We start from the raw sequence: 12,532 nt of genomic DNA, 5'->3' as shown, positions 1-12,532 counted from the left end.
ATTTAACTAGACTAATATTGCCCCCAAACTTAAATAACTATTGTGACTTCATTTAATTTACTAGCGCCATCTGATGCTCAACAATGTGGTGTATGGGTAAAAGAGCAAATTATTACGGCTCGCCAAAACGTCCACGAACAATTTATACGTGGGTTAGGGGCTAGTAAAAGTACCGCATTAATGACTGAACAAGTGCAATCTGTTATTACAGCTTTATACCAACGAGCTATCGGAACCACTTCACCTGGTGCAGCAGATTTAGGGATAATCGCAATTGGTAGTTTAGGGCGTCATGAACTCGGACCATATTCTGATATTGATATCGTGTTAATCAGTAGAAAACCCGAAGACTCACAAGTACGCAAAGCTGCTGATGCAATTTTTTATCCACTTTGGGATGCAAATCTTGATGTCGGTCATGCAGTTCGTACCCCCAAAGACTTTGCTCGTCTAGTGCAAACTGACGAAACTATTTGTACCGGTGCTATAGACTGGCGTCCGATAGTAGGTACAGCTGAATTAGTTTTTGAACTCGAAAAGACTCTTAATAACGTTTTAAATTTGCCTAGTATTCGTAATGAGATGCGCCAATCAGTTGCAGATTGGTTATTGGATGATGAAAATAGTGCTGTTTATCATATGCAACCAAATATCAAATATGATGTCGGGGGCTTACGTGATGTACATAGAGTTTGGTGGGCTGCTCGTTTGTTATGGCGGATAAATGATTGGCACGAATTATATACTCGTGAATATGCGGCAAGGCGCGATGTGCTTGCTCTTTTAAATGGATATGATTTTTTACTAGCTATTCGTCTAGCATTACATTTTTTAAATCAACGACGTGAAGACCAATTGCGCGCGGAATTTCGTAGTGATGTTGCAACACAGCTTGGTATCATTGGAGTAGCAGAGCGCCCGGTAGATGATGAATTATTAACACGATATTTTCGTTGTGCTCGTGAAATTCGTACCAGCGCTCAGCATGTATTGGCGCGCTGTCATGAAGCCTTTTCTCATGACCAACTGCCCAAAAAGAAGAGGGTTAAAGGTTTTGTGGTTATTGGCAAAGCATTGTTTGCTAGTGAAGAACAATTTAATGCTGAACCAATAGATATTTTGCGTATTTTTCAAGTTGCTCAACAATTCGAACTGTCGATTCATCCGCGAGCTAGTGAATACATAGCCTCGAATTGTGAAAAATTGCTATCGCCTATTGTTGTAAAAGACTCTAATGTTTTACGAATTTTTTTAGAGATACTTGCGGACTCACAGCATGGGGGTCTTATGCTTGGTCGCATGCACGAATTAGGCGTGCTTGATTGTATCTTACCAGAAATAAAATATATTAGTGGTTTGCCTCAAAGAGAACCATTTCATATTTATACTGTTGATTTTCATTTGATTGCTTGCGTTCGTAACGTAGCTGCACTTTTAAGTGATCACAAAGAAAATACACCAAAATTTATAAATTATATTGCTAAAAATGTTAAACGGCATCACGTATTATTAATAGCAGCGCTATTGCATGATATTGGTAAGGGTTATGGCCAAGATCATTCAGAATTTGGCGCTGAACTTGCGCAGAAAATTTTAAACAGGTTTGCTATAGAACCTGATGACTGCGAAGATATAGGCTTTCTGGTACGAGAGCATTTGACAATGTTTCGTATTTCACAGCGACGTGATTTACAGGACGATGCGCTGATTGCAAATTTTGCAGAACAAGTACAATCAATACAACGTCTAAATATGTTGCTTCTACTTTCTTATGCTGATGCTATCGCAACAGGTCCTACTGTTTGGAATGATTGGAAAGAGTCGCTTTTGCATGAATTATATGGTCGTACGATTGAGGTATTACGCTCTGGTATTGAAGTGCAGAATATGCTCGCGCGGGCTGAAAGAAAACGTATCGAACTTGAATCAAAACTAATTGAAGAGCTTTTACCATTGCGAGACTTTTTAAAAATTTTAACCCCACGTCATCTTGTCAGTCATCGTCTTGAAGTTATGGTCAGACAGTTACAAGCAATTTCACAGGCGCATCAACGAGGGGAAACAGGAGTTTATTGCAACATTTTTTATAACAATGAACAGAACCATTTTGAAATAATAGCTGTTGGCAAAGACCGCCCAGGTTTATTAGCAGATTTGGCTGGTGAATTGGCAGCTAGTAGCGTGAGTATAAATTCTGCTCAGATTTCTACTTCTAAACAAAATGTGGCAATTGATACTTTTATTGTGCCAGCGCTACATTATGCAGCGTTAAAAAGTAGTGGCCGACGTGAAGCTTTAATAAAGCGTATTGAAGAAACATTGTCTGGTCGATGTAGCTATAATGAGCGAATTTCAGAGAGACAGCGTGCAGCAGCAACTTTAAAGAAAAGAAGCACATTGCCACTCATACGAATTATTTTTGACCTTAATGCAACTGATGATGCAACGGTCGTTGACCTTTTTGCTCCTGATCGAGTGGGTTTATTGCATGAAGCAGCAAAGAAAATTTGTAAAGCTGGTGCGTCAATTATTTTAGCTAGAGTTAATACTGAAGCCGGGTTGGTTGAAGATGCTTTTTATGTTGTTAATGCTAATACAGGAAAACCATTAAAAAAAACTGAACGTGAAAATCTTCAGTTACATTTAGAAACTTTACTTACTTGATTATAATATTTAAATTGAGCAAAATTAATATAAAAATATATAAAATAAATATAATTAAACCAACAATAAGCTTGAAAAATATATAAATAAGGTTATAGATAATAATATTGTGCAACAAATAAGATCGCATCTCGAAATCGAGACGCTGTATGAAATCAGCAAAACTCTGTCACAAACGACAGATATTAATAAGGCTTTTACCTCAGCGTTAAATATTCTTTCACTCTATGTCGGCTTAGAAAATGGCACATTAGCTTTATTTGATAATGTGACCCACGAAGTTTTCGTGGAAGCTGCCCCAGAGATGACCGATGAAGAGAGGATTTTAGGTAGGCTGAGTCCAGGCGAAGGGCTTGTTGGTAAAATTTATGCTTTAGGAGTACCGGTAGTTGTACCAGATATTGCCAAAGAGCCAGCATTTTTAAATCGAACGGGTTCTTGGAAAAACCTAAAAGAAGATCCGCGCGCTTTTATGGGTGTACCTCTACGTTACGGGCGTAACGTTTTAGGGGTATTAACTGCAGATCGCAGACATAGTAATGGACCGTTAAATTTCGATGCTGATATAAAACTTCTGACTACTATCGCATATCTTATGACTTCTCGGGTATTGCTCATGCAATACGAAACTCACCATCAAGATTATGGTGAAGAAAAAGAACCGCAACCAAATTATACCGATGAGCGTTTTCCAGGCATAGTATGTGAAAGCAAGAGTATGCGCGATGTTTTAACTTTAGTAATGCGTGTAGCAAAAAGTCGCGCCACTGTGCTATTGCGTGGAGAGAGTGGTACGGGTAAAGAGTTATTAGCACGTGCAATCCACGACGCTAGTCCTCGTGCAGAACGTTCATTTATTGGTATCAACTGTGCTGCGATGCCTGAGTCTTTGATTGAATCTGAATTATTTGGCCATGACCGTGGTGCTTTTACTGGTGCCACAAATGTGCGTCATGGATACTTTGAACGCGCTGATGGCGGTACTCTTTTTTTAGATGAAGTCGGCGATTTATCCCTGAACGCCCAAGCGAAACTATTACGTATATTACAAGAGCGACAATTTGAACGTATTGGTAGCGAGAAACCAATTACCGTTGATGTCCGTGTGGTTGCCGCTACCAATAGAAATCTTGAAGAAATGGTGCGGGCTGATAAATTTCGCTTAGATCTATATTATCGATTATCAGTCATAAGCGTTACGGTGCCACCATTGCGCGAACGAGTAGATGATATAACCCCGCTGGCATTGCATTTTTTACAAGCCCTTAATACTGAACATGAACGTAATGCAGTACTTACTACCGATGCACTTGAGCTTTTACGTCATTGCCAATTAACCGGAAATGCAAGACAATTACGTAATTGTATAGAAAGAGCTTTGGTGGCTTCAGATCATGATGAGTTAAGTGCTAAAGATTTCTATAGTGTTGATGATATTAATTGGTATGAGTTAGATCTATGTTCTATTAATAATAATGAACAAAATACTTCTTTTCATGCTGCCAATGAACTTGCAGGTTTTGACGAAAGACAACGTGTTATCATTGCTTTAGAGCGTTGTGGATATGTGCAAGCAAAAGCCGCACGTTATATGGGACTAAGCGTGCGACAATTAGGATATCGTATTTTAAAATATAACATTCCAGTTAAACGTTTTTAAAAATAATGCAATGGACGTCATACAACCGTTGTAATTTACCTCCTTGGGTAATTGCATCACGCGAATTCAATGAAAATCCATCATCGCTAGAAATTCAAGGAGGACTACATTCAAATGCATTCTTATTTAAACTTCTTGATGAGATACCTGATAGTAAGCAACGAGCAGAACGTTTTGATGCTTGGGTTTCAGTGCGTTTTTAACTGCATCATTGGCAAGAGCAACAAACGGATTTAACACGTCGAAGTATTAAAAACAGTTATCTACGATTTTTACGTGGTTGGGGAGTTGAATCCAGTTCAATAGAAGTGGCGGTGCTTAAAGGTTGGGTTGAAAGCCGTATAGGGCTGGCCCCTATTTTTTATCGTGAGCGTATTATTTCATTTGAATGTGATGCCTATTTGCAATATCAACATGATCGCTTATGCGGTAGTGAGCGCACCAATGCAATTAACGAACAACTCGATTTAGTATATATATACTAACAATATGAGTTGCATCGTCGTAATGCTGGCAAGCGTTGGCTAACTTTATACCGTGGACAAAATGATATCGAGCACGAGATAGTTGAGACTTTACCAAATAGCGAAGCTATAGTAAATTTTAATAATTTATGTTCATTTACTGTCCCATTCTGGGATGGTCAAAATTGATACAATCAAATTTACGATTACAATATGAACATTTAATGTTATATGCTGGTGTTACCGGTAAATGAATACAGCTAAATTTATATGCGGCACCAAGTGAAAAGCAGGGATGCGTATTATCATCAGCTAATTTAGAGATATTTTCCTTGCCAATATTTCCGATGGCATGTTTTGCCTCGTTATTCATTGACACCTATCCTTTTTAAAATGCTTTGACTTAGAAGAAGTAATGTATTGGTGTAAGAGCAAATGACATGCCATTCGTGTAAGTAATCAATCAAAACACAACACTATGTCTTGAAATGTTTATGTGATTGGGTAACTACCTAATAAAATTAAAGATTAGTTTTATTTAAGTGTTACGCGAGCAAAATGTGGTGAGAATATATGACTAGCAGAGATGAGAAATAATGTAATAAACATTACAATTATATGGGTGCAATATCACAAAATAAAATAAAGCTAGTTTTAATGTATTATTTATGCTGACAAAAACTAATCTTATTAGTACAAACTTGAAACAAGCATAATAGGTACAGAATTTGCTATTTTTTTGATAGCATCAAGACCAAAAAGGTATAAGGCTAAAACAAAAAATTTTTGTTGCAGCCAGGCCTTAAAAAAAAGCAACCTATTTTTGGTAGGTTAGATTCACAGTAGTTGCTGACGCTACAATTGTTGGATTTATATCCACTAGATTAAAGGGAACAACAACTATGAAAAGTGTTAGAGCCATTATAAAACCATTTAAACTTGATGAAGTAAAAAATGCTCTTGCTAAAATTGGCATACAAGGCATGACGGTTACTGAAGTTAAAGGTTTTGGTCGCCAGCGTGGGCACTCAGAAATTTATCGTGGCGCCGAATACGTTCTGGACTTCATTCCAAAAGTACAAGTTGAAGTTGTTGTGCAAGACGAAATTGCTGGTAGTGTGGTTGATGCAATTGAGCAAACCGCACGCACCGGTAAGATTGGCGATGGTAAGATATTTGTTTCTACAATTGATGAAGCTGTACGTATTCGTACTGGTGAACGCGGTCCAGAAACTCTTTAAGTGCGTATAGTTTCAAAAAACCTATTCAGCTTTTATCTTTTGGATTGCGGTTTTTTCTGTAACCACGAGCATTACGTAATTGTTCAAGTCTTTTGTTAATATCTCGTTCAAGGCCTTGATTACTTGGCTTGTAGTAAATTTGCCCAACTAACTCTTCAGGCAAATACTCTTCTTTTACATAATTGCCATCAAAAGCATGTGGATATTTATACCCATCCCCATAGCCAATGTTTTTCATTAACTTTGTTGGCGCATTGCGTAATTTTAATGGTACTGTCAGAGCACCATGTTTTTGCACATCAGCTTTAGCACTACCATAGGCGGCAATTACGGCGTTTGATTTTGGAGCACAAGCTAAATAAGTCGCTGCTTGGGTCATTGGCAAAACGCCTTCAGGTAGACCAATAAATTCAAAAGCTTGCAGAGCATTAACTGCAACATTTAGGGCCATAGGATCAGCGTTGCCAATGTCTTCTGAAGCTAGAATGACCATACGGCGAAGGATAAATCGAGGGTCTTCGTTAGCCTCAAGCATACGAGTCAGCCAATAAACCGCCGCATCAGGATCAGAACCGCGCATTGATTTTATAAAAGCGCTTACTACATTATAATGTTGTTCTCCGGCTTTATCATAAAGAATAGTTTTTTGTTGCGCAGCTTCTTCAATAAGTTCAGTAGTTAATGTTGTAACTTTAGCCTGTACTGCAAGGTCGACAGCTACTTCTATAGTATTTAGAGCTCTTCTGGCGTCACCGTCAGCACCTTGAGCAATAAGTTCAAGTATATCTTGGGATGCACTGATATTATGTTTGCCTAAACCTCTCTCAAAATCTGTTAGAGCCCGAACTAATAAAGGTATAATGTCGTCTTGGGCAAGCGGTTCTAAAACAAATACTTTACAACGTGACAATAACGCTGCAATTACTTCAAATGATGGGTTTTCTGTTGTAGCCCCAATAAGAGTTACCAGGCCGAGTTCAACATGCGGTAGTAAGGCATCTTGTTGCGCTTTATTGAAACGATGGATTTCATCAACAAAAAGAACGGTTCGTAAACGATGATATTGGCGTCGTTCAGTAGCTCGCTCTACTACTGCGCGTAATTCTTTAACACCACTCATTACCGCCGAGAGACTTTCTAGTTCGGCATTAATGTGTTTTGCTAAAACTCTAGCAAGTGTAGTTTTACCGCAACCTGGTGGCCCCCAAAGTATTAATGAAGGTAATTCCTGGCGCTCTAATAGACGTCGCAAAGCACGCCCAGAGCCAATTAAGCGCTCTTGCCCAACTATTTCATCAATAGAATTTGGGCGTAATCGTTCAGCAAGTGGTGATAGCGAAGTATCGCGTGATGCCGTGGATGCAAATAAATCTGAAGTTGTAGGCGGCACTGTTTTCCTCATTTTGTTATTAAAAAAAATATAACAGCAAACAAAATATACCAAAGGGATAACAATCAACAATGGCATTACCTGTATTTTTTATGCATCATCAAACAATTCTTTTAAAAAAGTAAGTATCAACGGGCAGATTAAATTTTTCATTTTTTAACCTAATCAATTTCGAAGTTTAATATACATAATTTATAATTTTTTAAAAAATAGAAGAACGATATAAAACCGCAGCATAATTGGCGTGCCGCATATGAAATTATTCTAAATAGCCCCTAAAACTTGTTTTATGAGAAGCTTAGAGTTAATTTAAACTACTTCTTTTATTTAGAGGATGAGAAATGGCTAATCAAAATACTCATCATATTAATCGACGTGATTTTATTATGAAAACTTCTGCAGCCGTTGCAGGCACCGGACTTTGTATATGTGGCATTGGTGGTTGTGCAACTTTAACTGGAACTGGCTCTACACCACAAATTGCTAAAACCGCGATAGCGCAGGTAAACGATGAATTAGTTATAGATGTTACTAAAGTAGCAGAATTGTCAGTTGTGGGAGGCGCAGTTAAAATCGCAGGTAAAAATAATATTAAGCCTATCATTATTGCACGAGTGAACGAATCATCATTTGTCGTGGCATCGCTTGTCTGTCCACATCGCGGTGTCGAAATGGAATATGAAAATGAAGCTATGAACTTTTCTTGCGCTTCGCTTGGCAATAGCACTTTTAAATTAGATGGCGAGAAAGTTAGTGGACCAGCAAAAAATAATTTACAAATTTTCTCAAATATTTTTGCCGATGGTAAATTAACTATTAGTGGTGTTATTGTTTAATATCTCCAATATTTCCTCTTATACTATTTCGAGTACAACCACCACAATCGGAACAAATAGTATTAATCCTCGACCAAGATAAATTAAAAAAAGTATTAAGGTTTTGCATTAGAAGCATACTTACGTTCATCAATGATTTTAATTAAACCACTATCATTATCTTTGGCCAACATTAGTTCACGTGTGCCGGCTAATGCTTCATCACATAACTTATCAATATCAAGCTTCGCCTCAGCCTTAAGTACATGTTCAAGCTTGGCGTGTGTTTCTGGGGCTTTAGGTATAAATAACTGACAACAATCTTGATCTGGAGCAATAGAAATTTCAAAGGTGCCAATTTCTTTTGCAATGTCGATGATTTCTTGTTTATCAAAACTTATCAACGGACGCAGTATCATTATGGTAGCCGCATCATCAACCACCGCAAGATTAGTTAAGGTTTGTGAAGCTACTTGCCCCAGTGCTTCACCGGTTACTAAAGCTTTAGCGCCAGCACGTTTTGCAATTTGTGCTGCCATACGAACCATAAAACGACGATATAGTACAACACGCAAAGCTTGCGGAGCTGATAGCACAATTTCACGCTGCAATTCGCCAATAGGAATTAAATATAAAGTTGCACGACCTTGATGCTGAGTGAGTATTTGCGCAAGTTCACAGGCCTTTTCAGTTGAAGAATTATCAAGAAATGGTTGGCTATGAAAATGAATAAATATCGCGGTACAACCTCGTCGTTGCATACGATAAGCAGCAACAGGCGAGTCAATACCACCAGATAAAAGGCAGGCTACTACACCGCCGGTACCAACTGGCAGTCCACCCGGGCCACGATAACGCTCAACACAAACGAAGGCACCATGGGGTACCATTTCAATAATAACTTCTAGATCAGCACCTTTCATTTTTACTTGAGCTGGTCTTTTCTCTAATAAAAAGGCGCCCACTTCTCGATCAACTTCGAGTGAACTAAGTGGCAATTGTTTAAAAGCCCGGCGAGCACGAACGCGAAAACTATTATAATCAAGAGAATTAACTATTTCAAGAGCGCAGTTTTTAATGGCATCTAGCGAGATATTAACTCGGCGAGCCGGGGAGAAATATGCAATGCCAGCTATGCGTTTAAGAATCGCAATTATTTTTTGTTTTGTTTGAGCATCACCTTGTGGATAAATCCAGATTCTGCCAGAAATAAATTCAACCTTCTGTATTGGTAGTTCTTTAAGTGCTCTACGGATGTTACCAATTAATGAATGTATAAAATTAAAGCGATTACGCCCTTTAGTGGCAAGCTCAGCATAGTGAACTATATATCCATCATGTTGCATTAATTTAACCTGGTTTTAAATTTATGTAAATCAGCACGGCAAGGGCCATAATCTTGCCGCCCCTAATACACCACTAGCATCACCATGCAGGTTTTGCACTATGGGAGTTCGTAAATCATCGCTGAAAACATGCTTTGCTACCGCGGTTATTCCTTCTTGATACAGTTCATCTATTTGAGATAGCCCGCCGCCCAGTACTACAATATCAGGGTCGAGAATATTAATGACCATAGCTAACGCACGGCCAAAGTAGTCATAATAGTTTTGCATAACAATTTTTGCTAAGGGGTCACCATCTCTGGCGTTTGCAATAATTTTTTTGGCGTCATGAGTGTTATCACCCCCACGATTTCTGTAATTTTGTGCTAACCCAGGACCAGAAAGATAGGTTTCAATACAACCTTGGCGGCCACAATAACATTTTGGACCTTGGCTATCCAAAACTAAATGCCCCCATTCGCCAGCTATAGCATTTGGCCCATTATGTATTTGACCATGACTAACAATGCCACCACCTACACCTGTGCCAATAATGACCCCAAAAACCATACTTTTACCAGCAGCAGCACCATCATGCGCTTCAGAGAGTGCAAAGCAGTCAGCATCATTTGCTATTTTAATTTCACGCGCTAAGGCTTTTTCAATATCTTCTTTAAGGGGTTTATTATTTAAAATAGTACTATTGCAGTTTTTCATTAAGCCAGTACGGGCAGAAATTGCACCTGGTGTACCAATGCCGACGGTACAAGTTTCACCGCTTTGTTGTTCTAGCTTGAAAACTAAATCGGCAATAGAAGTTATAATGCCATGGTAACCGTCATTTTTAGGAGTAGGGCGGCGTTCACGATTTTGCACAATGCCATTGGCATCTAAATTTACCCCCTCAATTTTAGTGCCACCAAGATCAATGCCTATCCACATGGTATATTTTGTCTTTCGTTAAATTTATTTAAGGTTAGCAGCTAAAATTAAAATAAGTATATTGTTTATTATGTTTATTATTTTTATCGTTTATTTAAGATATTAATGTTATTATGTCTATTGGTCTTATGTCTTTCACGCGCATTAGCGGTTTTTTACGTCCACCAAAAGAATCTCGCTCAAGGTAAAAAACAATATCCACTAAATCTGGCAACTCATTAATAATATTGGCCATACCAAAAGCAATTGCTTCTTGGCAGCCATTATTTGGATTGCCGACCATAAATTTAAGATGTTCGTTTTTTAAAACACGTAATGAATGTATTGGTACTGCCGCACATTTAAAAAGTGGCTGAGGATTTTGTTGACCAAATGGTTCTAATTTTTCAACTACTGACAATAGCTGCAGAGATATAGCGCTTAGTGGTGTTTGAATGTCAGGTTTGATGCTTTTGACATATGGAGGGTGACCAATAGTTTGCTGCACAACATTTGCAAAGGATGTGCGAAAGTCATTGATAGTAGAAGGATCAATAGTAATGCCGGCAGCAGCCGCATGACCACCAAAACGAATTAGATGTTCAGAGGTTTTTGTAAGTGAAGCGTATAAGTCAACTCCATTAACTGAGCGAGCTGAGCCTTTGCCGTCTTCACCGATAACTACTGCTGGTCGATGATAAATGCTAGTTAGTCGTGAGGCTACCAGGCCTAATACTCCAGCATGCCAATTGGGATTGTAAACACAAAGTGCTGCCAGAGAATCGAGACTATCATGGGATATTATATCTAATGCTTCTTGTAGTGTCGCTTTTTCAAGAATACGGCGTTCATGATTGGCACTATCTAATGATGCAGCTATTTGCTGCGCTCGTTTTGTATCATTCGTAAGTAAAAGTTCAACAGCTTCACCAGCATGATGAAGTCGTCCTCGTGCATTAAGTCTAGGGCCGAGCTTATAACCAATATCAGAGGCAGTAATTTTATTTTTGCTAATATCAGTAATATTGATTAAAGCATTTAGACCTACACGTTGAGTTGAAGCAATTTGTTTAAGCCCGGCGGTGACCAGAATACGATTGATGCCAATAATTGGTACCATATCAGCTACAGTTGCTAAAGCAACAAGATCAAGAAGTTCTCTTACGTCTGGTTCGTTATGATTTTTAAAATAACCATCGTCACGCAAAGCACGTCGCAGCGCAACTATTAACATGAAAGCAACGCCAGCCGCGCATAATACTCTATCAGCAAAGCCGCAGTCATCGCGCTGGGGATTAATGCAAGCAGAAGCCTTGGGTAAAGTTTCTGCGACACGATGATGGTCTACAACAATGACTTCACAGCCAAGTTCTCTGGCGATATTTATTTCATGGTGCGCGGTAATACCGCAGTCAGTGGTAATTAGTAATTTTGTTTTTAAGCAAATATCTCGTATGGCACTTTCGTTTAGGCCATAGCCCTCAAGACGGCGTGCAGGAATATAATAATCAATATTTGCTCCTACCTTACGAAAGAAATCAATAAGTAAGGTAGTTGAACAGACGCCATCAACGTCATAGTCACCATAGACAGTTATTGGCCAGTTGTTATGCAATGCTTTGATTATGATGGTTAACGTAGAATCAATATCAGCAAGGTGGGCTGGATCAGCAAGTGAGGCTAAAGTAGGGAAAAGATATTGTTGGATTGCGGTTTCGCCAATGATGCCGCGTTGAGTCAATAATGTTTCAACCCATGTTGGCAGACTGTTAATATTTGTTTTGTCATGTTGTAGAGTGATTTTAGGCTCATGCCAACGTTTGCCGGTTAGACTAAGGCGATTTTTATTAGTAAGACCCATGAGTGGCTGTGGACATAGACTAGCAGCTTATAAAATTACAACTTATAAATGCTTGTTATTATAAATTTTTAATTACTATTACTAGGGTTTCGTATAGCTAATATCATGTTACAAGTATTTATAGATGTCCGCTTCATTAGCACGGGTAGATGTCCGCGTGTTTGAAAACCTGTTATTGTCAAACGGGTCGT

General features: G+C 38.6%; 11 protein-coding genes. 7 read left to right on the top strand and 4 right to left on the bottom strand.

Annotated elements, in window-relative coordinates; all coding sequences use genetic code 11:
• Positions 1-42: 42 nt before the first annotated feature.
• The 6 genes from glnD (at position 43) to JW841_02540 (ending at position 6,029) form a co-directional block, all read left to right on the top strand.
• On the top strand, positions 43-2,664 hold the full coding sequence (glnD, locus tag JW841_02565; GenBank protein MBN1959806.1) for a [protein-PII] uridylyltransferase: 2,622 nt from the start codon (positions 43-45) through the stop codon (positions 2,662-2,664).
• A 109-nt stretch (positions 2,665-2,773) separates the two neighbouring features.
• Complete coding sequence (locus JW841_02560) at positions 2,774-4,324, top strand: sigma 54-interacting transcriptional regulator (protein MBN1959805.1); 1,551 nt, start codon at positions 2,774-2,776, stop codon at positions 4,322-4,324.
• Positions 4,325-4,329: 5 nt separating this feature from the next.
• Positions 4,330-4,527 (top strand): hypothetical protein, encoded by a 198-nt coding sequence (locus JW841_02555; GenBank protein MBN1959804.1) that lies wholly within the window; start codon positions 4,330-4,332, stop codon positions 4,525-4,527.
• A complete protein-coding gene (locus tag JW841_02550) occupies positions 4,528-4,809 on the top strand; it encodes a hypothetical protein (GenBank protein MBN1959803.1) in 282 nt (93 codons plus the stop codon).
• 9 nt (positions 4,810-4,818) lie between these two features.
• Positions 4,819-4,977 carry a hypothetical protein gene (locus JW841_02545; protein ID MBN1959802.1) on the top strand — a complete coding sequence of 53 codons (159 nt, stop codon included), beginning with the start codon at positions 4,819-4,821 and terminating at the stop codon, positions 4,975-4,977.
• A 713-nt stretch (positions 4,978-5,690) separates the two neighbouring features.
• The gene (locus tag JW841_02540; GenBank protein MBN1959801.1) at positions 5,691-6,029 is read left to right on the top strand and encodes a P-II family nitrogen regulator; all 339 of its coding nucleotides are present in this window, start codon (positions 5,691-5,693) and stop codon (positions 6,027-6,029) included.
• A 25-nt stretch (positions 6,030-6,054) separates the two neighbouring features.
• On the opposite strand, the gene JW841_02535 is transcribed toward JW841_02540, so the two are convergent.
• Positions 6,055-7,431, bottom strand: a complete 1,377-nt coding sequence (locus JW841_02535; GenBank protein ID MBN1959800.1) for a replication-associated recombination protein A — start codon at positions 7,429-7,431, stop codon at positions 6,055-6,057.
• A 329-nt stretch (positions 7,432-7,760) separates the two neighbouring features.
• On the opposite strand from JW841_02535, the gene JW841_02530 reads away from it, so the two are divergent.
• Positions 7,761-8,255, top strand: a complete 495-nt coding sequence (locus JW841_02530) for a Rieske 2Fe-2S domain-containing protein (protein MBN1959799.1) — start codon at positions 7,761-7,763, stop codon at positions 8,253-8,255.
• A gap of 95 nt (positions 8,256-8,350) precedes the next feature.
• Here JW841_02530 and thiI read toward each other — a convergent pair whose 3' ends face one another.
• The 3 genes from thiI to recJ all read right to left on the bottom strand — a co-directional run bounded on the left by thiI (position 8,351) and on the right by recJ (position 12,341).
• Positions 8,351-9,580 carry a tRNA 4-thiouridine(8) synthase ThiI gene (gene thiI, locus JW841_02525; GenBank protein ID MBN1959798.1) on the bottom strand — a complete coding sequence of 410 codons (1,230 nt, stop codon included), beginning with the start codon at positions 9,578-9,580 and terminating at the stop codon, positions 8,351-8,353.
• A 30-nt stretch (positions 9,581-9,610) separates the two neighbouring features.
• Positions 9,611-10,501, bottom strand: a complete 891-nt coding sequence (locus tag JW841_02520; GenBank protein MBN1959797.1) for an ROK family protein — start codon at positions 10,499-10,501, stop codon at positions 9,611-9,613.
• A 94-nt stretch (positions 10,502-10,595) separates the two neighbouring features.
• Positions 10,596-12,341, bottom strand: a complete 1,746-nt coding sequence (recJ, locus tag JW841_02515; GenBank protein MBN1959796.1) for a single-stranded-DNA-specific exonuclease RecJ — start codon at positions 12,339-12,341, stop codon at positions 10,596-10,598.
• Between the last annotated feature and the right edge of the window lie 191 nt (positions 12,342-12,532).

Source organism: Deltaproteobacteria bacterium, from assembly GCA_016931625.1.
Classification (GTDB): domain Bacteria; phylum Myxococcota; class XYA12-FULL-58-9; order XYA12-FULL-58-9; family JAFGEK01; genus JAFGEK01.
The sequence above is the reverse complement of the archived record's forward strand: the minus strand, read 5'-3'. Positions and strand labels throughout refer to the sequence as shown.